The sequence below is a fragment of the Saccharothrix saharensis genome (genome assembly GCF_006716745.1).
Taxonomy (GTDB): domain Bacteria; phylum Actinomycetota; class Actinomycetes; order Mycobacteriales; family Pseudonocardiaceae; genus Actinosynnema; species Actinosynnema saharense.
In genome coordinates this window covers 6,859,551-6,882,988 of the sequence record NZ_VFPP01000001.1, presented here as the reverse complement: position 1 = coordinate 6,882,988, position 23,438 = coordinate 6,859,551, and the positions used below count along the sequence as shown (strand labels likewise).

Below are 23,438 nucleotides of genomic sequence, written 5' to 3'. Positions count from 1 at the left end.
CGCGGGGCTGTGCCCGGGTACGCGGTTGGCTGCCCAAAGGTGCAGCCGCGGGATCCGTTGCCGGAAAACGAGAACCCCGCCGCGCGGGAGGCACGGCGGGGTTCGGCGGCGGTGTCGGTCAGACCGCCTCGTCCTCGTCCCGCTGCGCGGTCGGCTCGAGGTAGGTCTGCGCCGTCGGCTCGTCCACGACCTCGTCCCCGGCCGGCACCTCTTCCCGTTGCACGGCGGGCGCGGGTGTCGCCATGACCCGGTCGGCGTTGGTGCTCGCCTCCCGCTCGAACCGGTCGGACGGGTCGCTGACCTTCACGCCGCCGCCCGCGTCGGTGCCGTCCACGGGTCCGTTGCGCTGCTGCACGACGTGCGTCAGCTCGTGCGCCAGCATGTGCCTGCCCGAGTCGGACGACGGGTCGTACCGGTCGTTCTGGAACACGATGTTCGAACCGACCGTGTACGCCTGCGCGTTGACCGACTTCGCCGACTCGTGCGCCGCGCCGCCGGTGTGCACGCGCACGTCGCCGAAGTCCTGCCCGAACCGGGACTCCATGTCCTCGCGCACGCCCGCGTCCAGCGGTGTGCCGCCGGAGCGCACCACGTCGTGCACCGGTGACTCGCCCGCCTCCTCCACGAGCGTGCTCGCGCCCGCGTTGCCGACCGCCCGTTGCAGGTCGAGCAGCCCGGCCGCGCCGAGGACGTCCGGCCGTCCGGCCGCGGCCGCCCGGCCCACCAGGTCGTGGTCGGCCTGCCCGACGCGGTCGCCCCTGGGCCGGAAGCCGCCGCCGTGGTCGTGGTCGTGCTCGCGCATGGTCGCCCCCTAGAACGGAGTCCGCGTCCATCGTGCAATCGCGGCACGCCCGTGAACCAGGACCGGCGGGGCGGTGGTGGCTGCCCGAAAGGGCGGCTCACCGGCCCGCGTCCGCCACCGCCAGCCCCAGGTACCGGCCGAACTCGCGCTCGCCCACCAGCCGGCCCAGCTTCCGGTACTCGCGCGCCACCGCGCCGACCACCTCCGCCATCCCCACCGGGCCGCCCGCCTCGGCCGCCAGGTAGGCGGCGGTCACCGCGGCCGACCGGATGTGGCCGCCGGCCAGCTCGAACGCCGAGGCCAGGAAGTCCAGGTCCACCTCGGCGCGCGGCGCGGTCACGCCCAGGCAGCGGTCCCACAGCAGGCGGCGCAGCGGCTCGTCGGGCAGCGGGAAGTCGACCACCACGTCCAACCGGCGGGTGAACGCCTCGTCCAGGTTCGCGCGCAGGTTCGTGGCCAGCACCGCGATCCCGTCGAAGGTCTCCATGCGCTGCAACAGGTACGCGCTCTCGATGTTGGCGTAGCGGTCGTGCGCGTCACGCACCTCGGACCGCTTGCCGAAGATCGCGTCGGCCTCGTCGAACAGCAGCACGCCGTTCACGCCCGCCGCCTCGGTGAAGATCCGCTCCAGGTTCTTCTCCGTCTCGCCGACGTACTTGTCCACCACGGTCGCCAGGTTCACCGTGTAGAGGTCCAGGCCCAGCGACGCGGCGATGACCTCGGCGGACATCGTCTTGCCGGTGCCCGAGTCGCCCGCGAACAGCCCGGTGACGCCGCGCCCCCGGCCACCGCCCGGCCGCATCCGCCACTCGTCGATCACCCGGTCGCGGTGGCGGGCGCGGGCGGCCAGCTCGCGCAGCAGGCCCACCACGCCGGACGGCAGCACGAGGTCGTCCCAGCCGACGGCGGGCTCGATCCGGCGGGCGAGCCGGTGCAGGCCGGCCGCGTTCTGGCTGCGCGCGCCCGCCCGCAGGTGCTCGGTGGTCACGACACCGCCGTCGACCAGCGCGGACACCGAAGCGGCCCGGGCGGCGCGGGTGATCTGACCGGGTCCGAGGACGAAGTGCGCGGTGGCGGCGGCCGGGTCGACGCCGGGCGCGAGACCGCCGTCCAGCCTGGCCCGCCACAGTTCGGCGCGGTCGGCGGCGGGCAGCGGCGAGGCGTCCTGCGGCAGCGGCGGGTCGGCGCTCCAGCGCGGGTCCCACACGTTCGGGCCGAACACCACCAGCGGGATCGCGGGGTGCGTCAACGCGGCCAGCGGCGGCTCGTCCTCGACCGGGCCGAGCACCACCCCGGCGTGCCGCAGCACGGCCTCGCGCAGCACGGCGGCGGTCGCCGCCTGCCGGTCCGGTTCGGCGCGCAGCCGGGCCGCGTCGACCTCCAGCACGGCGAACCCGGCGTGCCGCAACGCGGCGGCGGCCATCTCGCGCGCACCGCCACCGGGCCGTTCCCGCAGGTAGACGAGGTGGACGTGGGCCCGCAGCGCGCGGTGCAGCCGGCCGACGTCCGCGGCGGTCACCTCGTCCACGACCCGGGCGACGCCGGCGAGCGTGGCGTCGGGCAGGTCGTCGCCCAGCAGGTGGCCCACCACCCGGTCGGGCACGCGCAGCGACCGGGACAGGAACGGGCGCTCCCGGTCGTCCACCACGAGCAGTCCGGCCGACCTCAGCGGTGACGCGGGGTCGAGCCGCGCCCGGCCCGCCGCGGACGCCTCGGGCAGCCCGCACAACCGCAGCGCCAGGCCCGCGGTGGCGCGGCGGCGCGTCACGTCGTCGTTGAGGTAGCCGTAGAACTGCTCGAACCGGCTGTCCACGTCCGGCGCGAGCGCGACCAGCAGCAGCTCGACGTCCAGGCCGGACAGCGCCGCGGTCTCGGCGAGCCGGCCGAGCCGGCCCGACGCCGCGGACTCCTGGAACGGCACGAACGGCTCGCGCGGGGTGGCCAGCAGGGCGTCGATCACCTCGTCGGACAGGTACAGGCCGCGGAACGGGTCGTCCGGGTTGGTGTCGGCGCGGCGGCGCGCCGCGACCGCCGCCCGGATGCGCCGCTCCAGCGCGGCGAGCCGGGTGAACAGGTGGGGCAGGCTGCCGGTGTTCACGGGCGCCTGCGGCTCATGGCCACGCGGTGGCCGACCGAGTCGCCGCCCATGGCCAGCCGCAGGCCGTCCTCGACCGGCGGGCCGGCCGCGAACACCCGGCCGGAGTCGACCGGCGCGGACACCACCACGTCCAGCGACGGTTTCAGCTCACCGCCCAGCGCGGTCCACACGTCGGCGAACGCCCGGTCCTCCGGCGGCGGCAGCGCGACCGTCATCGGCACCGGCAGGCCCAGGTCGGCCAGCGTGCCGGTGAGCAGACCGACGGGCACGGACTCGTGCCGCAGGAACCCGACCAGCAGCTCCGACAGCAGCCGGTGCTCGTCCTCCGACCGCTGGGTCCAGGCCGTGACCAGGTAGGACAGCTTGATGTGGCGCGGTGGCAGGCGGCGGGCGGTGACCTGGCCGTTCCGGTAGTCGTTGAGCAGACCGCGCTGCCGGCGGCGCAGGTCCTCGCGGATGTCGTAGAGGTAGACGTCGACGGTGGGCGCGTTGCGCCGGGCCGCCCAGTCCTTCGTGGGCGCCTCGAACGCCACCTCGACGTCCGTGCCGCGCAACGCGTCGTCCCGGACCAACCGCCTCAACGCCTCGTCAACCTCGTGGATCACGCACCCACTGTCGACCCGGCACGGCCACGCGGACCAGCGGCCCCTCGGCGAACCTTGGGGCAGCGCCCGTTGCCCTTGTGGGCAGCGGCGCCCGCGTCGGGCCGGTCACTGACCGGCGCGGTCGGTTTCCCCTTCCTGCGCGCTGGACGGCTCGTCGGCGGCGTCGTTCCAGTCGACGGTCAGGGTCTCGCTGGTGGCCAGGACCCGATCGCCCGCTGTCGTGTCCACCGCCGTGAGCCGGAAGTCGAACCGCCCCTGGGAGGCGAGCCCGACCTTCGGCGAGTCGCTCCCCACGTACTCCTCGCCGATCAGCCGGTCCGAGAAGGTCCGGTCACCGGCCTCCACGTACTTGTCGAGGTCGTCCCGTTCCTGGAACGGGTTGGCGTACTTGCCGGCCCGGTGCCCGTACCGCGTGCCCGGCACGGCCGGGTCGACGTCGTTGGCGGGGGTGTCGGGGGAGCGGTCCTCGTGCCACACGTCCGCCGCGGCGTCGCCGAAGTGCGGCGGCGGACCCCCGGCGGTGTCCTCGTACTCCTTGTCCCACCGGATCTCCTGCCGCACTTCCAGGGGGTGCTGTGCGGTGCCGGCCGGCACCGGGTCGAACTTCGCCGTGAAGTCGAACTCGGCGTTCTTGTAGTCCCCCGTCTTCTCGCCCCGGAGCACACCGGACTGCTCGTAGCCCGGCGGGTCGACGATGCCCACCGTGCGCTGCACGGTCGGCCCGACGCCCTCGACGAGCGCGGTGGCGGCTCTGTTGCCCGCCGCGCGCTGCACCGCCAGTGCGACGGAGCGGACGACACCGGGCGGCGCCGAACGGGGCTGCCCCGACGCGACCGCCGTCGCCGGGTCGAGGTCGGGTTCGAGGCGTCCGCGGCCGGCCGCGGAGGGCTTCGCGGTAGGGGTGGTCTCCGGTTCCCGGGCGTGCGACACGACGTCCTCCGGTGGTCGGGTGCGAAGGGCTGTCCGGCCACCCGCACCCGGATGACCAGGACGTCCCCCACGGTAGGACGGAACCGCCACCTCGGCGAGGGCCGGCTGAGCACCCCGACGCGGACGCGGCGGCACCCCGGCCGCGGACGACCGGGGTGCCGACGAACGCGACGATCAGGTGTAGCAGGGCTTCTCGAACTTGAAGTCCTTCGCCGTCGGCCCGGTGAAGAAGTCCTCCACCAGGCCCACCCCGGTCGCCGCCTGCTCGTCCGGCTTGTAGATCAGCGTCTGCCGGAACGCGGCGTCGTTCGAGTTGCCCGCGAAGTTGCCCGCGCCCTCGGGCAACATGCCCTCGTAGTCCACCGACCGCAACTGGCGCACGGCCGCCAGCACGCCGGCGCGGGTGAGGTCCTTGTTCTCGGCCGCCTTCTGCAGCGCCGCCTTCAACGGGTACGACCACACCCAGCCGGCCGTGTAGCCGTCGTTCGGCGTCACGCTCGGCAGGGCCTCGCGCAGCGCCTTGTGCCCCGGGCTGTCCGTGGCCCACGACTTCCACGGCGCCGACTGGAGGTACAGCGCCTTGATCGCGGGCGCGGCGGGGCTCTGCATCAGGCCCTGGTTCCACGTCGGCGACGTGCCGATGAACTTGCCCTTGAACCCGCGTGCCGCCGTCTGACCGATGATCACCGCGGCGTCGGTCGGCCCGGCGGTCAGGATGACCACGTCCGGCTTGTTCGCCAGCACGGCGTCGATCGCGCCGCCCTGGTTGTCCTGGCCGGTCTGGGTCACCGCGCTGGTGAACGTCACCCCGCGCTTCTCGGCCGCGATCTTCGCGCCCGCCGCCGCGTCGTCGCCGTAGTCACCGGGCAGGTGCACGGCCATCACGCTCTTCGCGCCCAGCTCGTCCACCGCGTAGTCGACGGAGTTCATCGACTCGACGCAGTAGTTCGCGCCGGACTCCAGCACGACCTCCTCCACGCCCCACAGCGACGTCCACGACGCGGGCACGCTCACCATCTGCGTGCTCTCCAGGTCGGGCAGGATCGCCGCGGTCGTCGGCGAGCCCAGGGTCTGCGCCAGGGCCAGGATCTTGCCCTTCATCTCCTGGTAGACCTGGTTGTGGATCTGCGGGTTGTACTTGTTGTCCTTGACGTAGGTGGTGACGTCGACGTCGTAGCCGCCGATGCCGCCCTGGTCGTTGACGCGCTTCCAGAACGCCTTCTGCGAGTCCGTGATCGGCACCGCGAGCGTCTTGAACGGCCCTTCGGTCAGGTCCGAGATCGATCCGAGGTAGATGCAGCCCCGGTCACTGTGACCGGTGTCCGGGCACGGCTCGCTGGTCACGCCGAAGTCGACCTTGATACCGCCCTTGCCCTCCTGCGGTGCCGCGCCGTCGCCGCCGCGGCACGCGACGGCGGCCAGCGCCACCACGGAGAGCACCGCGAGCACCGCTCTGTGACTTGCCATCCCATCCACCCTTTCAGTACGAGAAAGGCCACGTGCGCCAGTAGTTGCGGACGCGCACCCAGATACCGAACAGGCCCCGTGGCTCCACGATCAGGAACACCACGATCAGCAGCCCGTACAGGACCGCCTCGACCTGGAACACCGTGACCGCACCGGTCGCGTCCGAGCTGATGAACGGCAACACCGCCGGGAGTTCCCGGGTGATGCGCGGCAGCAGCGTGATGAACAGCGCGCCCATGATCGCGCCGGAGATCGTGCCCGCACCGCCGATGAGCACCATGGCGATGTACTGCACCGACAGCAGCAGGCCGAACGAGCCGGGGTCGAAGAACCCGTTGACCACGAACAACAACGAGCCCGCCACACCGGCGTAGAACGACGACACGGCGAACGCCAGCGCCTTGTACCGGGTCAGGTCGACGCCGATCACGGCCGCCGCCAGGTCCCGGTCCCGCACCGCCGCGAACGCGCGCCCGATCCGCGACCGCACCAGGTTGCGCGCGAGCACCGCGAAGATCACCAGCAGCACGAACATCAGCAGGTAGAGCTGCTGCGGCCCGCTGAAGAACTCCGAGGGTCGGTCCAGCCGCACGCCGAACAGCTCCGGCACCGCCGCCGGCCGCCCCACGCCCGGACCGCCGGTCAACGACGTCCACTCGCGGAACACGTGCTCGCCGAGGAACACCAGCCCCAGCGTCACGATCGCCAGGTACAGGCCCCGCAACCGCACCGCGATCGGCGCCACGACCAGCCCCGCCAACCCCGCCACCAGGCCGGACGCCAGCAACCACACGGGCAGCGACGTCACGCCGAACCCGAGGACCCGCCCGTCCGGGTCGCCCGACAGCGCCGCGCCCGTGTACGCGCCGATGGCGAGGAAGAACGCGTGCCCCAACGACACCTGCCCCGCGTACCCGGTCACGATGTTCAACCCGATCGCGCCGATCGCCGCCACGAATCCCGTGGCCAGCAACATGAGCAGGTCGTCCGTGATGGCGAACGGCACCAGCAGCGCCACCACCACCAACGCCCCCGTCCACGTCCGCTTGGGGCGTGTGTTGAGGAACGCCATGTCCTGCTCGTAGGAGGTGTAAAGCTCCGGACGACCCTTCACAGGCGCTCAACCTCCTTGCTGCCGAACAGCCCGTAGGGCCGCAGGAGCAGCACGACCAGCATCAGCACGTACGGCGCGACGAGCGCGAAGTTCGGTCCGAGCCACGGCGCGACGTCACCCTGGTAGGTGCCGACCAGCGACTCCACCACCCCGACCGCGAGCCCGCCGACGACCGCGCCGCCGAGCGAGTCCAGGCCGCCGAGGATGATCGCCGGCAACGCCTTCAGCGCGATCACCCACAACTGCTGGTCCACGCCCGCGCCGGTGGCCACGAACACCCCGGCCAGCGCCGCCAGGCCACCCGCGATGGCCCACGACAGCGCGAACACCGAGCCGACCGAGATGCCCTGCGCCAGCGCGACCTCCTGGTCGTGCGCCACCGCGCGCATCGCCAGCCCGACCCGGGAGAACCGGAAGAACGCGAACAGCACCGCGACCACGGCGACCGTCGTGCCGAACATGACCAGGTACCGCTGCTGCACCTCGACGCCGAGCAGCGTCACCGTGGACAGGCCCCACGGGTCGCCGACCTGCCGCACGTCCAGCCCGATGAACGCGTTGGTCACCACGCGCACCACGACGTCCACGCCGATGGTGATGATCGCGACCACGAACACCGGCTTGCCGATCATCGGCCGCAGCACGGTCCGCTCCACGCCCAGGGCCAGCACGGCGATCAGCACCGCGGCGATCGGCACGGCGGCGAAGAAGCCGACGTCCGCGGCCAGGTAGCTGACCAGCACCGCGCCCGCCAGCATGAACGCCGGCTGGGCGAAGCTGATCACCCGGGTGGACTTGTAGATGATGACGAAGCCCAGCGCCAGCAGCGCGTAGATCGACCCGGAGCCCAGGCCCCGGACCAGCGATTGCAGGAACTCGGTCATCCGCGCCCCCCGAGGTACATGTCGTCCACGAGCTCGCCGAACACCTTGGCCAGCGCCGACCGCTTCACCTTCTGCGTCGCGGTCAGCTCGCCGTCCTCGTGGTCGAGTTCCTTGGGCAGCATGCGGAACTTCTTGACCTGCTCCACGGACGCGAACCGCTCGTTGACCTCCGTCACGATGCCCTGCACCAACTCGCGCACCTCGTCCTTCTCCGCGAGGTCGCGGTAGGTGGTGTAGGCGATCCCGCGCTGCCTGGCCCAGTGGCCGACGGTGTCCTGCTCGATGCCGATCAGCGCCACCAGGTACGGGCGCTGGTCGCCGAGCACGACGGCTTCCTTGATGTACGGCGAGGTCTTCAGCGCGTTCTCGACCTCGGACGGCGCCACGTTCTTGCCGCCCGCGGTGATGATGATGTCCTTCATCCGGTCGGTGATGCGCACGTGCGTGCCGTCGACCCACTCGCCGACGTCACCGGTGCGCAGCCAGCCGTCCGGGGTCATCGCCCGCCGGGTGGCGTCCTCGTCGCGCCAGTAACCCGCGAACACGCCCGCGTGCCTGGTCTGGATCTCGCCGTCGTCGGCGATCCGCAGCTCCACGCCGGGGTGCGGCTCGCCCACCGTGCCGACCTTCACCCGGCCGGGCCGGTTGCCGGTGGCGACGGCGCTGTTCTCGGTCATCCCGTACACCTCGTGCATCGGCACGCCGATGCCCATGAAGAACCGCAGCACCTGCGGCGAGATGGGCGCGGCGCCCGACGACGCGTACCGGACGTGCCGCATGCCGATCCGCGTCTTCAGCGCGCGGAAGCAGAACAGCCAGCCCACGCCGTACTTGAGCCGCGTGGCGACGGTGTGGTTGCCGCCGTTGCGCACGAGCTGCTCGCCGAGCCCGTCGGCCACCCGCAGCCAGAACCGGGTGGTCGCCCGCTTGGTCCGGGTGGCACTGGACGCGCTGATCGTGATGGCCGCCAGCACCTTCTCCCAGATGCGCGGCACGCCGAACAGGATCGTCGGCTGCACCTCGCGCAGGTTCGCCTGCACGGTCTCGATCGACTCGGCGAAGTGCACCTGCACCCCGGCCGACGCGCTGAACCAGGTGGTGAAGATGCGTTCGGCGACGTGGCACAGCGGCAGGTAGGACAGCGTGATGTCCTCGGGCGACGGCGGCGGGTCGGTGAAGCCGCCGCCCTCGATCAGCGACTCGACGGCGAACTCGACGTTCGCCACGGTCAGCATCGCGCCCTTGGGCGGACCGGTCGTGCCCGACGTGTAGATCAACGTCATGACGTCGTCCGGCTCGACCTCGCGCATCCGGCGCGCGACCGCGTCCGGGTTGCCCGCGCGGTGCTCCTCGCCCAGGGCCAGGAAGTCGTCCCACGACAGCAGCTTCGGGTTGTCGTAGCGGTGCCGGATGCCGCGCGGTTCGAGGTAGACGATGCGCTCCAGCTCCGGCAGGGCGTCGAGCACGGTGAGCGCCTTGTCGACCTGCTCCTGGTCCTCGGCGATGAGCACCCGCGCCCCCGAGTGCGACAGCAGGTAGGCGACCTCACTGGCCGGGTTCGTCGGGTACAGGCCCACGGTGATCGCCCGCACGGCCACCGCGCCGATGTCGGCGTAGAGCCACTCGCGCCGGTTCTCGGAGTGGATCGCGACCCGGTCGCCCGGGTCGACGCCGAGCGCCAGCAGGGCGTGCCCGACCAGCTCGGCCTGCGCCCAGTACCGCGCCCAGGTGACTTCGCGCCAGATCCCGAAGTCCTTGGCCCGCAGCGCGACCGCGTCCGGCGTCTTGAGGGCCCGGTCGCGCACGCGGGTCACGACGGTGGTGAGCCCGGTGGTGGTCGTCGTGGTCATGCCGGACCTCCCACGCTCTGGTGCGCCTCGCCGAGGTAGGCGCGCACGACGTCCGGGTCGCGCTGCACCTCGGCGGGCGTGCCGGTGCGGATCGGCTTGCCGAAGTCGAGCACCATCACGCGGTCCGCGAGGTCCATCACCAGGCCCATGTCGTGCTCGACCATGATCATCGCGATGCCGAGCTCGTCGCGGACGTCGAGCACGAACCGCGCCATGTCCTCGGTCTCCTCGACGTTCATGCCCGCGACCGGCTCGTCGAGCAGCAGCACCTTCGGCTCCATGGCCAGCGCCCGCCCCAGCTCCACGCGCTTCTGCACGCCGTACGGCAGCAGGCCGACCGGCAGCCGCCGCCACTGCTCCAGTTCGAGGAAGTCGATCACCTCTTCGACGGCCGCCCGGTTGGCCAGCTCCTCGCGCCGGGCCCGACCGACCCACGCGAACGCGGCGAGCGCCCCGTACCGCATGTGGTTGTGGCGGCCCAGCATCAGGTTCTCCACCACGGTGAGGTGCGCGAACAGCTCGATGTTCTGGAACGTCCGGGCGATGCCCATGGCGGCGATCCTGTGCGGGCGCCGGCCGAGCACCTCCTCGCCCCGGAACCGCACCGAGCCCCGCTGCGGCCGGTACACGCCCGACAGCACGTTGAAGATCGACGTCTTGCCCGCGCCGTTGGGCCCGATGATGGCGAACAGCTCGCCCGCGGCGACGTGGAACGACACGCCGTCCACGGCCGTGACGCCGTCGAACGCCAGCGTCACGTCCTCGACTTCCAGCACGTTGCCCTCGTTCGCGAGGCTCACGACAACCACCGCTTCCGCCGCTTGTAGTGCTTCACGTCGCGGAACGACTGCGCGCTGCCCTCACCGCGCAGGCCCAGGTAGAACTCGCGCACGTCCTCGTCGGCCAGCAGCGCGGCCGCGGGCTTGTCCATCACGACCTTGCCGGTCTCCAGCACGTAGCCGTGGTCGGCGATGGACAGCGCCATGGTCGCGTTCTGCTCGACCAGCAGCACGGTCGTGCCCGCCGAGTTGATCTTCACGATGAGGTCGCGGATCTGCTGGACCATGAGCGGGGCCAGGCCGAGGCTCGGCTCGTCCAGCAGCAGGTAGCGCGGCTCGGACATCAGGGCCCGGCCGATCGACAGCATCTGCTGCTCGCCGCCGGACAGGTAGCCCGCGCTCTGCCGCCGCCGCTCGCGCAACCGGGGGAACAACTCGTACATCCGGTCCAGGTTCCGCTTGATGCCGCGCGGCCTGCTGTGCCCGCCGATGCGCAGGTTCTCCTCGACGGTCAGCTCGGCCAGGATGCGCCTGCCCTCCAGCGCCTGCTTCACGCCGAGCGTCGCGATGCGCGTCGGCGACGAGCGGTGGATCGGCTCGCCGTCGAGCGTGATCCGACCGCGGGTGATCTTGCCGTCGTGCACGTCGAGCAGGCCGGACAGGGCGCGCAGCAGGGTGGTCTTGCCCGCTCCGTTCGCGCCGAGCAGGGCGACGATCCGCCCTTCGGGAACCCTCAGGCTCACGCCGCGCAGCACCAACATCACGTCGTCGTAGACCACCTCGACGTTGTTCGCCTCCAGCACCAGGCGCCTCCGTGGGGGTGTCGGGGAGGCGATCAGTATGACTCCGATCACAGGGTTACCTACCGCTGTTCGCAAACCGTGATGAACCAGCCCACGGCATGTTCGGCTTTCTCGATTCTGTTGCTCAGTCCTGTGTGGACTGGTGTAGCGGCCGAGGTCGGTGGGTATGCCCCCCGCGACCGACGACGACGGTGTGAGGAGCGTTCGCCACACATGGACGGCTCGGAGGTGGAGCTCAGGGTGGCGGCCAGGCCCGCTTACCTCTCGACCGTTCGCGCGGTCGCCGCCGCGATCGCGAAGCGCACGCCGGAGATGGCCATCGACCTCGTCATCGCGGTGGACGAGGCGTGCAGCGCGTTGATCTCCCGGACGCTCGACCCGTCCGCCGTCCTGCGGTGTCGGTTCGCCCGGGAAGGTGATTCCGTGCGCTTCCGGGCGGAGGTCCGCTCATCGGCCGTCACCGTTCCCGATCATGACTCGTTGTACTGGCGGGTTGTCAGTTCCGTGACCGATGCGGTGGCCACCTGGGTTGACGGGGAGGGCCGGTTGCGGGTCGAGTTGAGGTGTCGGGCATGAACGCCGTGGACTACCAGCCGCTGTTCCACGAGCTGGCGGAAGCCGAGCGGGACGGCGCGCACTACCAGCGGTTGCGCGACCGCCTGGTCACCGAGCACCTGCCGATGGCCAGGCACATCGCCGACCGGTTCGCCGAGCGCGGCGAGTCGGTGGAGGACCTGCGGCAGGTGGCGGCGGTCGGGTTGATCAACGCGGTCGACCGGTTCGACGTGACGCGCGGGATCGACTTCCTGGCGTTCGCCGTGCCGACGATCACCGGCGAGGTGCGGCGGTACCTGCGCGACCAGGGGTGGGCGGTGCGCGTGCCCCGGCGGTTGAAGGAGCTGTGCGTCGCCATCGACACGGCGCGCGTCGAGCTGTCCCGCGTGTCCGGGCGGACGCCGACCCCCAGCGAGGTCGCCCGCCACCTCGGCATCGGCGTGGACGAGGTGTACGAGGGCCTGCACGCCACCTCGGCGTACCACCTGCTGTCGTTGGACGAGCAGTCGATCAGCGAGGAGCTGAACCACGCCGACCGCCTGATCAGCGACGATCCCGCCCTGGAAGTGGTCGAGCTGCACCACGCGTTGGATCCGATGCTCCGCGGGCTACCCAAGAGGGAGAGGCGCATCGTCGTGCTCCGGTTCTTCCGGGGGATGACGCAGAGCCAGATCGCGGACTCGGTCGGCGTGTCGCAGATGCACGTGTCGCGGCTGCTGAGCCGATCACTGGCCCGGTTGCGGTCGCTGCTCGACGATGAGTAGCGCCCGGTGACCGGGGTCCTTCGGACACGGGCCGGACGAGAAGGGGTGGTCGCGGTGGTGACGGGCCTGGCGAAGTTGTCGTGGCCGCAGCGGACGGCCCTGTCCTTGGGTGTGCTGCTGGTGGCGTGGGGGTTGGTGGACTTCGCGCGCGCCGAGCCGCGGTTGGGCGTGCTGCACGTGGTGACCGGTGCGGTGATCGGGGCGGCGGCCGTGCGGACGCGGGTGGCGCGGTTGGTCGGCTCGTTGATGGGCGTGGTGTTCCTGGTGGTGTTCGCGTTCGGGGTGGGAGAGCCGGGTGGCGCGATGGACGCCGGGTTCGTGGGCAACGCGGTGCACCTGCTGATCGGCTTCGCTTCCGTGGCCGTCGCCGAGAGCTGCGCGTGGTGCGAACAACGCGCCCGCCGCATCGCCGACTCCCGCTGACCCCTCCCGGCTACTCCTTCCCCTGCTTCTCCTTCCCCGCGCGTCTCGACGGGCGATTCGGCCGGCGTTCGGATGAGCGCTTCGGTGGACGTTTGGATCGGCGCTTCGGTGGGCGTTGGGACGGGCGCTTCGGTGGGCGTTTCGCGACCGCAGCGGGACGGCGTTCCCTTGCCGGTGAAGGCGATTGCACCACCCCCCTTTCGGGTATCAACCGTATGACCCGAACGGGGAGGACCGATGCACACGGCGAGTCTGCAGAACCTGATCGACGTCGAAGGGCCATTCGTCTCCGTGTTCCTCGACGTCGGTGATCACGTGGACCTGCGGTGGCGGGCGATGCGCGACCAACTGCAGGCCATGAACGCCGACCCGTACCTCGTGGCGTTGGCGCACAAGGCGATCATGTCGGGCGTGACCCCCCGCGGCCTCGCCGGCCGCGGCCTGGTCGTGGGCGGCGGCCGCGTGCTGGTCGACCAGTACGTCCCCGTCCCACCATCGGGTTACACAGCCCGCTGCGGTCCGCTCCCGTACGTCCTTCCGCTGGTCGACCTGTCCGAGCCCCTCCTGCCGCACGTCGTGGTGCAGGTCGGCGAGCACGGCGCGGACCTGCGCGGCGTCGACCCGACCGGCCGCCCGGTGGCCGTGGCCTCGGTGGGCGCCCGGCGCCCGGGCCGCCGCCTGGAAGCCGACGAACTGGCCGACGTCGCCGAGGAAGCCACCACCCTGGTCGACCGCCTGGGTGCACCGCTGCTCGTCCTCGCCGGTCCCCTGGCCGGCCGACGATCCCTGCGCGTCGCCCTCCCCACCCGCTACCACCACCTCGTGGTGGAGGTCGAGGGATCACCCGATCGAGCCGTCCTGCACCTGGCCGGCCGGGCGAACCAGGACGCACGCCGCGCAGTCGTCGAACGCTTCCGCGACGAGTCCACCCGCATGACGGGCCGCGCCGTGCACGGCCTCGTCCCCGTCAGCCAAGCCCTCACCGAAGGCCGCGTGGAAACCCTCCTGCTCACCGACTCGCTCGTCGGCTCGCAGGAGATCGACGGCGGCCGAGCCGACGAGGTGCTGCCACTGCGCGCGGTCGAGTGCGGGGCCGAGATCGTGCTCGTCGGCGGGGCCGTCCGACTGCACGAAGACGTCGGAGCCCTCCTCCGCGACTGACCCGCACCCGCCCGGCCGGCCCGGCCGGCCCGACGACTCCGGACCCGATGACGCCGGCCCGCGACCTCCGGCCGGACGACCTCCGGCTCGGCGGCACCGACACCGGCAGCACGATCGCGACGACTCGGGCCCGATGGCTCCGGCGCGACGACCCGGGCCAGACGATCCCGGGGCGCGATGACTCCCGGTCCGGCGGCCATCGATCCGGCGACGTCCGACAAGCCGCGGTCGGCCCGGCAACATCCAGTCGGACGACATCCGGCTCAGCGGCGGTCCATCCGGTGGCGGTCCACCCGGTGGCGGTCCACCCGGTGGCGGTCGGCTCGGCGAAGCGCAAGCCCCGCGGCGGTCGGCCGGCACCGTCCAGCGCGGCGGCGGCCGTGCCCGCATTGCCCAGCCCGGCGGTGGTCGACCGGCGATCCAGGTCGGCGATGGTCGGACCACGCCGTCCAGCCCGGCGGGACGTGGGGTCGGGGCGGTGTGGTGCGGGCGGTGAGCGGGAGTGGGCGGGGGTGTGGTTGGCGAGGGCTCCTCATGGTTTCAACCGAGGATCGGTAACAGTGTTTCCGTACGTTTCCGGCCATTGATCACCCATAAGTGTGACCCGATCGCCGGACCGAGCTGGAAAACACCGAACAAGCGAGACCCGCTCACTTCCTCAGCAGTCGCAGCACGGCACGTTCCACCGTCTCACGATCAGCCGACTTCGGCCTGATCATCACCCCTTCGTGGAACAGCCGCACCACCCGCGGGTCGACGTAGGACTTGCGGGCGACGGCCGGGGTGTTCCCCAGGTGCTCCGAGACCTCCCGCATCACCTCCGCCTCCACCCGCTTGCGCCCCCGCTTCGTCTCCGGCCGCCCCTCCCGCGCGAACGCCGCCGCCGCCAGCACCGTCGCGTGCCACGTCCGCAGGTCCTTCACCGAGAACTCGGCCCCGACCATCTCCTTGAACCGCTCGTTCACGTCATCCGACCCCACCGCGCACCCCCGCGCGTCGACCAGCAGCCGCTCGTCCCCGCCCCTCCCCCGCAGCAACCCCCGGACCGCCCGCGCCAACGACGGGTCCTCCACCGCCGTCGTGAACTGGATCCCGCCCTTCGCCGGGTAGCAGAAGTCCACGGTTGATCCCCGCACCGCCACGTGCGAGCACAGCAACGTCGCCACCCCGTGCGTCCCGTTGTCCGCCGCGTACGTCTCCCCACCGACCCGGAACACGCCCTGCTCCAACACCGCCAACGCCACCGCCAGCACGCGCTCCCGCGACCGCCCCCGCCCCCTCAGCTCCCGCGCCAGCTCCGCCCGGAACCCCGGCAGCAGCGGCGCGAGGGCGAGCACCCGTTCGTGCTTCTCCTCGTCCCGGTCCTGCCGCCACCGCTCGTGGTACAGGTACTGCCGCCGACCGGCCGCGTCCGTGCCGACCGCCTGGATGTGGCCGTTCGGGTGCGGGCACACCCAGACGTCCCGCCACGCGGGCGGGATCACGAGGGACTTGACGCGGGCCACCTCGTCGGGCGGCAGCGGGCGGCCGTCGGCGTCGGTGTAGCTGAAGCCGCGGCCTCGGGCGCGGCGGCGCCAGCCGGAGCTGGACGGATCACTGCGGCGCAATCTCACCCCGGCGAGGTTCCCAGGGACGACGCGGTGAAACGACCAGGTGGGACGGCGTCCGCCAAAAGTGCGGCAAGTCGGTGGTTGAACTCGTCGCCGAGTGGGTATGGGACCGGCATGACCGAGCCGTGGACCGTGGGCGTCGAGCAGGAGTTCCTCCTCGTGGACCCCGAATCACGCCGACCCGTGCCCCTGGCCGAGTCGGTGGCGCAGCACGCCGGCGCGGGCTACGACGTACAGCGGGAGCTCACCCCGTTCCAGATCGAGGTCGCGACGCCGGTGTGCGGGACGGCCGAGGAGCTGGCGGAGCAGGTGCTGGCCGGCCGGGTGCACCTGGCGAAGGCCGCGCACGCCGCCGGGTGCCGGCTGATGGCGTCGGCGATCCCGCCGATCGGCACGCTGGGTCCACCGCCGGGCACCGACGACCCCCGCTACCGGATGATGGAGCACTCGCACCGCAAGGTCATCGGCGGGCAGGGCGTCTGCGGGATGCACGTCCACGTGGGGGTGCCCGACCAGGACGTGGCGATCAAGGTGTCGAACGCGCTGCGGCCGTGGTTGCCGACGCTGCTGGCGTTGAGCGCGAACTCGCCGATCGAGCACGCCGAGGACACCGGGTACGCGAGTTGGCGCTCGATCGTGTGGTCGCGGTGGCCGATCAGCGGCCCGCCGCCGCACCTGGGGTCCGCCGACGAGTACGACCGGCTGGTGCGCGCCCTCGAGGGGACCGAGGTGCTGCTGGACCGGGGGATGGTCTACTGGGACGTGCGGCCGTCCGTCCAGCACCCGACGGTCGAGGTGCGGGTCTCGGACATCCCGCTGACGGCGCGCGACGCGATCGTCATCGCCGAGGTCATCCGGGCGTTCGCCCGCACGGCCGCCGAGTCGGGTGAACCGGAACGGGTGGACGACGTGCTGCTGCGCGCCGCCTACTGGCGTGCCGCGCGTGACGGCGTGGACGGCCTGGCGGTCGATCCCCGCACGGGTGACCTCGTGCCGGCGCGGGACCTGGTGGCGGAGCTGGTGTCGTGGTGCGAAGGCGCGCTGGCGGACGCCTCGGCGTTGTCCACTGTGGAGGATCACGTGACGTGGCTCGGTGCGCACGGCAGCGGCGCGGCGCGGCAGCGCCGGGCGTTCGGCGGTTCGCCCGACGCGCGCGGTCTGGTCGACCTCGTCCTGGCGGAGACGGTCCGTGCGGCCGACTGAGGTCTACCGTGAAGGTTTCGACGCCGCGCCGGCGTCGCTGAATGAGAGGAGTACCGGCGTGCCAGAACCCGCGGCGACGCTCGCTTCCGTGCGGGTCGACAGACCAGCGGACGGCGTGGTGGTGCTGCACGTGTCGGGCGAGTTGGACACGAGCAGCGCGGACGAGTTGACCAGGCCGCTCACCGAGCACCTGGTCGAGAACGTGCGGGGTGTGGTGGTGGACCTCGGTGGGGTGCGCTTCCTCGGCTCGGCCGGGTTGGAGTCTTTGGTCGTCGGCAACCAGCGGGCGAGTGCCCTGGGCATCCCGCTGGTGCTGGTCGCGACGAGCCGGGCGACGCAGCGCCCGATCGAGGCGACCGGGCTGAGCTCGGTGTTCACCGTCGTCGGTTCCGTGGACGAGGCCCTGACCCGGTTGTAGGGCCCTAGAGGGATCGGCGGACCGTCCTGATGGCGCAGCGCACCGCCCCCACCGGGGGCAGTGCGCCCGCCGGGGGCACCACCCAGCGCGACGCGGCCGCCGGGATGCGGCGCGGCCCGTGCCAGTAGCGGACGTCGGGTGGCGGCACGTGGCGCGGTTCGGGTCCGGGATCGGGTCTGGCGAGGAACAGCCAGCGCAGGCGTGCGCCGGGGATGGCGAGGATGGGGCCGAGCGGTCCGGCGGAGCGCAGGTGGGTGCTGACCTCCGCGCCCCAGCTGGCGGGTACCTCGACCGCCACCGCGCCTTCGGCGAGCACCAGGGAGTCGAGCGTGTCGTCGACGTGCCACGGTTCCATGCCCGACGATGGTGGCGTCGGCCCGTGTCGGGATTGTGTCGGTGCGCGGCGCGGCGCGTTAATCCTGGCCGATGTCCTCGAACCACAGCTCCGGCTTGGCGGCGATGAAGTCGGCCATCATCCGGACGCACTCTTCGTCGTCCAGCAGGGTGATCGCGACGCCGTGTTCGGCGAGCCAGTCGTGACCGCCGTGGAACGTTTGCGCCTCGCCGATCACCACTCGGGGTATCCCGAACTGGCGAACGAGCCCGCTGCAGTACCAGCACGGTGACAGCGTGGTGACCATGACGGTGCCGCGGTAGGTCGCCCGCCTGCCGGCGGCCCGGAACGCGGCGGTCTCGGCGTGCGTGGACGCGTCACCGTCCTGCACCCGCCGGTTGTGGCCCCGGCCGAGGAGTTCGCCGTCGGCGGAGAACAGCGCCGCGCCGATCGGGATGCCGCCCTCGGCGAGCCCGGCGCGCGCCTCGGCCACCGCCACCGCCAACATGTCGCGTTCGTCCACGTCCGCCAACCTACGGCGTCACGCGCCGAAGCACAGGAACCCGGCGCTCGCGGCGAACGCGGCGTCGCCGTCCTCGCGGTGCGCTTCCTGCGCGCCGGCCAGCGCCACCGACGGCTCGTACCCCGCGTCGAGCCTGCGGTGCAGGTCGACCATCAGCGGTGTGGTCACCTCGGCGGGCACGGGGATGACGGGTGCGACGAGCGTGCGCGTACCCAGCCCGAGCAGGGCCGCGGTGAACCCCATCAGCTCGTCGCCGGGCCGCACCGCGGACAGGCCGGAGTCGCACGCCGACAGCACGACCCGGGCGGGCGGTGTGCGCAGCCGTTCCAGGTCGTAGACGGTGAGCGGGCCGTCGGCCAGTTCCAGCGCGGAGAACAGCGGGTTGTCGGCGCGGAACGAGCCGTGCGCGGCGACGTGGGCCAGCGGTGCGCCGTCCATGGCGGTCGCGACCGCGTCCACCGTCGCCGCCTCGTCCACCAGCACCGAGGCCGCGACCCGGCCCAGCGCCGCGATGGCGGCGATCTCCGTGGGCGCGGCCGGCAACCGGGGCCCCGCCGCGAGGACCGCGCGATCGTGTGACGCCGGGGTGGACGTGGTGGCGCGCAGCCACACCGCGGCCGACGGCACGACGGTGACCGCGCGGCCGCGGCACGCGGGCAGCGCCGACCAGGGCAGGCCGCCCAGCCGCCCGGTGGGCGCGAGCACCAGCGGCCGGTCGTCCAGCCGCCGCCGCAGCGGCTCCAGCAGCCGGTTCTGCAGCAGCGCGGCGGCGTGCTCGGCGCCCGCGCGCACGGGTGTGCGGTCGACGTGCCCGGGCAGCGTCACGAGCCGGTGCAGCGCGAACCGCAGCAGCCGCAGCTCGCGCAGCGCGCCGTCCAGCGGGCCGAGCCGGTGCAACGACGCCCGGCCGCCCGCCACCACCACGGCCAGCAGCGCGCCGTCGTGGTCGACGTACTCCACCAGCGCCGAGGTGCCCAGCACCTGCGCCAGCTCGCCCACCTCGGGGGGCTTGACGACCGCGCCGCCGCCGCCGGTGCGGCGGGTCAGCTCGCGCACCCGCTGCTCGCCGCGCACCTGCCGCTGGCGCAGCGCCGCCGTCGGCCGCCCCGCCGTGGACGCCACCTCCAGGTCCGCCGTCACGGCGCGCAGCTCGGCCAGCGCGTCGGCGAGCCCGGAGTCCTCCGGCGGCCGGGCGGGCGTCATCCGCAGCGCGCCGGCCCGCCACGCCTCCGCCCAGCTCAGCACCCGTCCGGCCCGACCGCCCGCGACGGCCGTGCGCAGTCCTTCCGAGGCCAGTGCCGCGCCCTGCGCGCCGGTCAACGCCCGCAGTTCCGTCGCGCCCAGCGACACGCGGTACTCGTCCAGCAGCGCCAGCCCGCGCCGCAGGGCGATCTGCGCGCCCCGCGCGTTGCCGAGCAGGTCGCGCCGCAGCGCCTCGGCGTACCAGCCCTGCACCCGGTGCGCGGCCGGTCCGCCGCGCCGGGCCGCGCCCGCCGTGGTCAGCTCGGCCACCGCGCGGGCGTGGTCGCCGAGGTCGCGGGCGACCAGCGCCGCGTCGACCCGCGCCTCCAGGCCGGCCATGCGCCACCCGAGCGCGTCGAGCCGGGACGCCACCCGGGTCAGCGCCGCCACCAGCGCCCTGGTCCGCTGCCCGCTCAGGTACGCCGCGCGCAGCTCCACGTGCCGCGCGCCCTCGGCCCACACGTCGCGCTTCTCCCGGCGGAAGCCCTTGCGCGCGGCCACCGCGACCGCGACCGCGCGGTCCAGGTCGCCTTCCAGCAGCGCGACCCTGGCCCGGTAGAACAACGCCTCGGACCGGGCGAGCACGAGGTCGCCGCCCAGTTCCTCCAGCGCCCGGTCGGCCGCCGCCCGCGCCTCCTCCAGCAGCGGCACGGACACCAGCAGCTCCAGCCGGTTGATCAGCAGCGCGGGCCGCGGCACGGCCAGCCGCCGGTACTCGCGCTCGGCCTCGGCGAACATGGTCAACGCGCGCGGCACGTCGCCCGCGCGCGACGCGGAGATGCCCGCGTTCCACCGCACGTCGGCCACGGCCAGCGCCTGGTCCAGGTCCTGGTAGAGCACGGCGGCGCGGTCGAAGTCCTCGTCGGCCGCGCGCAGGCCGCCGGTGTAGGCGCGCAGGAGCCCCCGGTTGTTCAGCGCCCGCGCCTCGACGAGCCGTTCGCCGAACCGGCGCACCACCTCGATCGCGCCGTTGTACTCGCGCAGCGCCTCGTCGTACCGGCACAGGTAGTGCAGCACCAGGCCCCGCTGCATCCGGCCGCTGCCCGCGTCGACGCCGCGCAGGTGCGGCAGGGCTTCGTTGATCGCGCGCAGCGCCCGGGCGTGCCGCCCGGTGTTGGACAGCACGAACGCCAGGCTCATCCGGGCCAGGGCCGCCGCGCGCGCCGAGCCCGCCCGTTCGGCGGTCCGCACGGCGCGCCGCAGGTAGCGCAGCGCCGCGTCGAAGTCGTGCAGCTCCCGCCAGGCGAGACCGATCGCGCGTTCGGCGGCGGAGGCTTCCTCACCGTCCCCCGTCGCCCTCGCCGCCCGCAGTGCGGACCGGCCCATCTCGATCGCCGCGCGCGGGTCCCGTTGCCGGGCTTCCAGCGCTGCGGCGGCGGAAACCCCTGCCACGAACCCACCTTATTACCCGCGGCGCTGTGGTAGCTTGCTCAGGCTCAGCACCCGTCGACGCTGCTGTGAGGCCTCGGTGTCCGAACCCGATCGCTCCGAGCTCTACCAACAGGCGTTCCACCAGGCCATCCGAGCGCACAAGAGCTACCGGCTCTACCCGGAGCGCGGCCGCGAGTTCCTCTTCGTCTCCGGTGAGCTGCTGACCATCCCCGAGGACGTCGACCGGGTGAGCCGCAAGCTGGCGCAGAACAACATCGGCACGGTCCGGGGCCGGGACTTCGCCCGGATGAGCCGGTTGCTGGTGCCGCGGACCCCCGACGACATCCCGGAGATCGTGCGCCTGCTGCGCGACCCGAGGCAGTGGCCGGGCGAGCGCGTGCCGTTCGTGCAGCCGCACCACGTGCTGGTCGGTCACGGCGGCAACATGCACGGCAACCCGGGCCAGCCGCCGAAGGTGGGCCAGCCGCTGGCCGCACCGGACCCGGGCTCCACCGGGCTCGGCAAGGGCGTGGTCGTCGGCGTCGTCGACACGGGCATCTCGGCGACCGCGGCGACGGACCACCCGCTGTGGCTGGGCGACGCGTTCCTGCCCAGGGCGGCGGAGGTCGACGCGGCCTACGCGCACGACGACGTGTTCGCGCTCGAGGGCGGGCACGGCACGTTCGTCGCGGGCGTGATCCGGCAGGCCGCGCCGGGGGTGCGGTTCGACCCGGAGAAGGCGCTCGACCCGACGGGGCTCGGCACCGAGGAGCAGTTCGTCGCGGCGCTGGCGTCGTTCGACGAGAAGGTCCAGGTCGTGAACATCTCGATGGGTTGCTTCACCCAGGACGACACCGCCTCGGAGCCGGTGCGCCAGGCGGTCGAGGCCCTGCCGAAGGACGTCGTCGTGGTGGCGTCCGCGGCGAACCAGGGCACCACCCGGCCGAGCTGGCCCGCCGCGCTGCCCACCGTGGTCGGCGTGTCCGCGGTGGCGAAGGACCTCGCGGGCGTCCTGGCGCCCGCCTGCTACGCCAACCACGGGCACTGGGTCGACGCGTGCGCGGTCGGCAACCGGACCAGCACGTACCTCAAGGGCCGGTGGGAGCTGCCGGGTCTGCCGGTGGACGTCTACGACCGGTTCGCCTACTGGCTGGGCACGTCGTTCGCCGCGCCGCACGTGGCCGGGCGGATCGCCGCGACGATGACCCAGTACGGGCTGTCGGCGGTCGAGGCGCGGAACAAGCTGATCGGCGGCAAGCCGGAGTTCTTCTTCGGCTACGGCGTGCTGGTGGAATAACCCGATCGCGCGACGCGTGTATCTGGCGGACGGGTCGCGCCTCCGTAGTGTGTGGCAGCGAAGAACGCGAAGTCCGTGACCCGGCGGGGGTCCGTGCCGGCGGCCCGCGCGCAGCATCCCCTGGACAAGAGGAGGGGACGTGACCCCTGCATCCCCCATCGCCGAGCTGGTGAGCGCGGCGGCGGAGGGCGACCAGCGCGCGTGGAACGAGATCGTCGTGCGCTTCACGCCCCTCGTGCTGGCGGTGGTGCACCGGCACCGGTTGCGCCACGCGGACGTGGCCGACGTGCACCAGACGGTGTGGTTGCGGCTGGTGGAGCAGCTGGGCCGGCTCCGCGAGGCGGACGCGCTGCCCGGGTGGATCGCCACGACCGCGCGCAACGAGTGCCTGCGGCTGCTGCGGGTGCAGCACCGCACGCAGCCGTACGACCCGCAGTCGGAGGACGAGCCGGCGAGCCCGGACGACGCGGTGGCGGACCTGGACGAGGAGCTGGAGGCCGCCCAGCGGCGGCAGGCGCTGCGCGAGGGCTTCCGCTCGTTGTCCGAGCAGTGCCGGGTGCTGCTGACCAAGTTGATGGCCGACCCGCCGCCGAGCTACGCGGCGGTCGGCGAGGAGCTGGGGGTTCCGGTGGGCAGCATCGGGCCCACCCGGATCAGGTGCCTGGAGAAGTTGCGCAAGACTCCCGCGGTGCTGAAGCTGGTCGACCCGCGGCCGGTGGGCGGAGGAGGTGTGGTCGGTGTTGAGGGACGATCCGGGGTGGGAAAGCGATGAGGTGCTGCTGCGGGAGCTGGGCGCGGCGCTCGCCGAGGAGCGCGACGTGCCCGAGCACCTGCTCGAAGCCGCCCGGGCCGCGTTCACGTGGCGCACGGTCGACGCCGAGCTGCGGGCGCTGACCAGCTACGACTCGGTGCTGGACGAGGAGTTGGCGGTGCGGGCGCGTGCCGCGCAGACCGCGCGGCAGCTCGTGTTCGACGCCGAGGGCGTGTCCGTGCAGGTCGAGGTGACCGAGGCGGGGATCGCGGGCCAGGTGCTGCCGGCGGGGCCGGGCCGGGTCGAGCTGGTCACGCCGACCGGGCCGGTGGAGGAGGCGGAGCTGGACGAGCTGGGCCTGTTCCTGCTCGGTCCGCCGCCGTCGGGGCCGGTGCGGTTCCGCTGCGAGGTCGGCGGCACGACGGTGCTGACCGACTGGGTCTGCGTGTAACCC

General features: G+C 72.9%; 23 protein-coding genes. 9 read left to right on the top strand and 14 right to left on the bottom strand.

Annotation, left to right across the window (positions count from 1 at the left end; all coding sequences use genetic code 11):
- Positions 1 to 118: 118 nt before the first annotated feature.
- The 10 genes from FHX81_RS31450 to FHX81_RS31405 all read right to left on the bottom strand — a co-directional run bounded on the left by FHX81_RS31450 (position 119) and on the right by FHX81_RS31405 (position 11,332).
- Entirely contained in the window at positions 119 to 802 is a 684-nt protein-coding gene (locus tag FHX81_RS31450) for an eCIS core domain-containing protein (RefSeq protein ID WP_141982018.1), read from the bottom strand.
- A gap of 97 nt (positions 803 to 899) precedes the next feature.
- Positions 900 to 2,900 (bottom strand): ATP-binding protein, encoded by a 2,001-nt coding sequence (locus FHX81_RS31445; RefSeq protein WP_141982016.1) that lies wholly within the window; start codon positions 2,898 to 2,900, stop codon positions 900 to 902.
- On the bottom strand, positions 2,897 to 3,505 hold the full coding sequence (locus FHX81_RS31440) for a Pvc16 family protein (protein ID WP_141982014.1): 609 nt from the start codon (positions 3,503 to 3,505) through the stop codon (positions 2,897 to 2,899). The genes FHX81_RS31445 and FHX81_RS31440 overlap by 4 nt, the downstream gene beginning before the upstream one ends.
- Positions 3,506 to 3,610: 105 nt before the next feature.
- A complete protein-coding gene (locus FHX81_RS31435) occupies positions 3,611 to 4,435 on the bottom strand; it encodes a hypothetical protein (RefSeq protein ID WP_141982013.1) in 825 nt (274 codons plus the stop codon).
- 174 nt (positions 4,436 to 4,609) lie between these two features.
- Positions 4,610 to 5,902, bottom strand: coding sequence for an ABC transporter substrate-binding protein (locus tag FHX81_RS31430; protein WP_211363609.1), 1,293 nt, complete (start codon positions 5,900 to 5,902; stop codon positions 4,610 to 4,612).
- 13 nt (positions 5,903 to 5,915) lie between these two features.
- On the bottom strand, positions 5,916 to 7,016 hold the full coding sequence (locus FHX81_RS31425) for a branched-chain amino acid ABC transporter permease (protein ID WP_141982011.1): 1,101 nt from the start codon (positions 7,014 to 7,016) through the stop codon (positions 5,916 to 5,918).
- Positions 7,013 to 7,900, bottom strand: a complete 888-nt coding sequence (locus tag FHX81_RS31420; RefSeq protein ID WP_141982009.1) for a branched-chain amino acid ABC transporter permease — start codon at positions 7,898 to 7,900, stop codon at positions 7,013 to 7,015. The genes FHX81_RS31425 and FHX81_RS31420 overlap by 4 nt, the downstream gene beginning before the upstream one ends.
- Positions 7,897 to 9,750 carry an AMP-dependent synthetase/ligase gene (locus FHX81_RS31415; RefSeq protein ID WP_141982007.1) on the bottom strand — a complete coding sequence of 618 codons (1,854 nt, stop codon included), beginning with the start codon at positions 9,748 to 9,750 and terminating at the stop codon, positions 7,897 to 7,899. Before FHX81_RS31415 ends, FHX81_RS31420 begins: the two co-directional genes overlap by 4 nt.
- The gene (locus FHX81_RS31410) at positions 9,747 to 10,550 is read right to left on the bottom strand and encodes an ABC transporter ATP-binding protein (RefSeq protein WP_246108061.1); all 804 of its coding nucleotides are present in this window, start codon (positions 10,548 to 10,550) and stop codon (positions 9,747 to 9,749) included. Before FHX81_RS31410 ends, FHX81_RS31415 begins: the two co-directional genes overlap by 4 nt.
- On the bottom strand, positions 10,547 to 11,332 hold the full coding sequence (locus tag FHX81_RS31405) for an ABC transporter ATP-binding protein (protein ID WP_141982003.1): 786 nt from the start codon (positions 11,330 to 11,332) through the stop codon (positions 10,547 to 10,549). The genes FHX81_RS31410 and FHX81_RS31405 overlap by 4 nt, the downstream gene beginning before the upstream one ends.
- 213 nt (positions 11,333 to 11,545) lie before the next feature.
- Here FHX81_RS31405 and FHX81_RS31400 point away from each other — a divergent pair, with 213 nt between their 5' ends.
- The 4 genes from FHX81_RS31400 to FHX81_RS31385 all read left to right on the top strand — a co-directional run bounded on the left by FHX81_RS31400 (position 11,546) and on the right by FHX81_RS31385 (position 14,235).
- Positions 11,546 to 11,908 (top strand): ATP-binding protein, encoded by a 363-nt coding sequence (locus FHX81_RS31400; RefSeq protein ID WP_141984239.1) that lies wholly within the window; start codon positions 11,546 to 11,548, stop codon positions 11,906 to 11,908.
- Positions 11,905 to 12,651 (top strand): SigB/SigF/SigG family RNA polymerase sigma factor, encoded by a 747-nt coding sequence (locus FHX81_RS31395; RefSeq protein ID WP_141982001.1) that lies wholly within the window; start codon positions 11,905 to 11,907, stop codon positions 12,649 to 12,651. Before FHX81_RS31400 ends, FHX81_RS31395 begins: the two co-directional genes overlap by 4 nt.
- A gap of 45 nt (positions 12,652 to 12,696) precedes the next feature.
- Positions 12,697 to 13,074: a hypothetical protein gene (locus FHX81_RS31390; protein WP_141981999.1), complete on the top strand. Its 378-nt coding sequence runs from the start codon at positions 12,697 to 12,699 to the stop codon at positions 13,072 to 13,074.
- Positions 13,075 to 13,311: 237 nt separating this feature from the next.
- On the top strand, positions 13,312 to 14,235 hold the full coding sequence (locus tag FHX81_RS31385) for a hypothetical protein (protein WP_141981997.1): 924 nt from the start codon (positions 13,312 to 13,314) through the stop codon (positions 14,233 to 14,235).
- A 650-nt stretch (positions 14,236 to 14,885) separates the two neighbouring features.
- Here the strand turns inward: FHX81_RS31385 and FHX81_RS31380 are convergent.
- Complete coding sequence (locus FHX81_RS31380; protein WP_141981995.1) at positions 14,886 to 15,848, bottom strand: DNA topoisomerase IB; 963 nt, start codon at positions 15,846 to 15,848, stop codon at positions 14,886 to 14,888.
- Positions 15,849 to 15,959: 111 nt separating this feature from the next.
- Here FHX81_RS31380 and FHX81_RS31375 point away from each other — a divergent pair, with 111 nt between their 5' ends.
- The gene (locus FHX81_RS31375; RefSeq protein ID WP_141981993.1) at positions 15,960 to 17,048 is read left to right on the top strand and encodes a carboxylate-amine ligase; all 1,089 of its coding nucleotides are present in this window, start codon (positions 15,960 to 15,962) and stop codon (positions 17,046 to 17,048) included.
- Positions 17,049 to 17,106: 58 nt separating this feature from the next.
- Positions 17,107 to 17,466, top strand: a complete 360-nt coding sequence (locus FHX81_RS31370) for an STAS domain-containing protein (RefSeq protein WP_170232237.1) — start codon at positions 17,107 to 17,109, stop codon at positions 17,464 to 17,466.
- A gap of 4 nt (positions 17,467 to 17,470) precedes the next feature.
- On the opposite strand, the gene FHX81_RS31365 is transcribed toward FHX81_RS31370, so the two are convergent.
- From FHX81_RS31365 to FHX81_RS31355, 3 genes are read right to left on the bottom strand one after another with little or no spacing between them, the layout of a single operon-like run.
- Entirely contained in the window at positions 17,471 to 17,821 is a 351-nt protein-coding gene (locus tag FHX81_RS31365; RefSeq protein ID WP_141981989.1) for a hypothetical protein, read from the bottom strand.
- Between the two features lie 58 nt (positions 17,822 to 17,879).
- Complete coding sequence (locus tag FHX81_RS31360; RefSeq protein ID WP_141984238.1) at positions 17,880 to 18,308, bottom strand: nucleoside deaminase; 429 nt, start codon at positions 18,306 to 18,308, stop codon at positions 17,880 to 17,882.
- A 33-nt stretch (positions 18,309 to 18,341) separates the two neighbouring features.
- Positions 18,342 to 20,957, bottom strand: a complete 2,616-nt coding sequence (locus tag FHX81_RS31355) for a CHAT domain-containing protein (protein ID WP_141981987.1) — start codon at positions 20,955 to 20,957, stop codon at positions 18,342 to 18,344.
- Positions 20,958 to 21,033: 76 nt separating this feature from the next.
- Between FHX81_RS31355 and FHX81_RS31350 the strand changes: the two genes are divergently transcribed.
- From FHX81_RS31350 to FHX81_RS31340, 3 genes are all read left to right on the top strand, one after another.
- Positions 21,034 to 22,233, top strand: a complete 1,200-nt coding sequence (locus tag FHX81_RS31350) for a S8 family peptidase (RefSeq protein ID WP_141981986.1) — start codon at positions 21,034 to 21,036, stop codon at positions 22,231 to 22,233.
- A 139-nt stretch (positions 22,234 to 22,372) separates the two neighbouring features.
- Entirely contained in the window at positions 22,373 to 23,005 is a 633-nt protein-coding gene (locus FHX81_RS31345) for an RNA polymerase sigma factor (protein WP_141981984.1), read from the top strand.
- Positions 22,971 to 23,435, top strand: a complete 465-nt coding sequence (locus FHX81_RS31340; protein WP_246108060.1) for a hypothetical protein — start codon at positions 22,971 to 22,973, stop codon at positions 23,433 to 23,435. Before FHX81_RS31345 ends, FHX81_RS31340 begins: the two co-directional genes overlap by 35 nt.
- Positions 23,436 to 23,438: the final 3 nt, after the last annotated feature.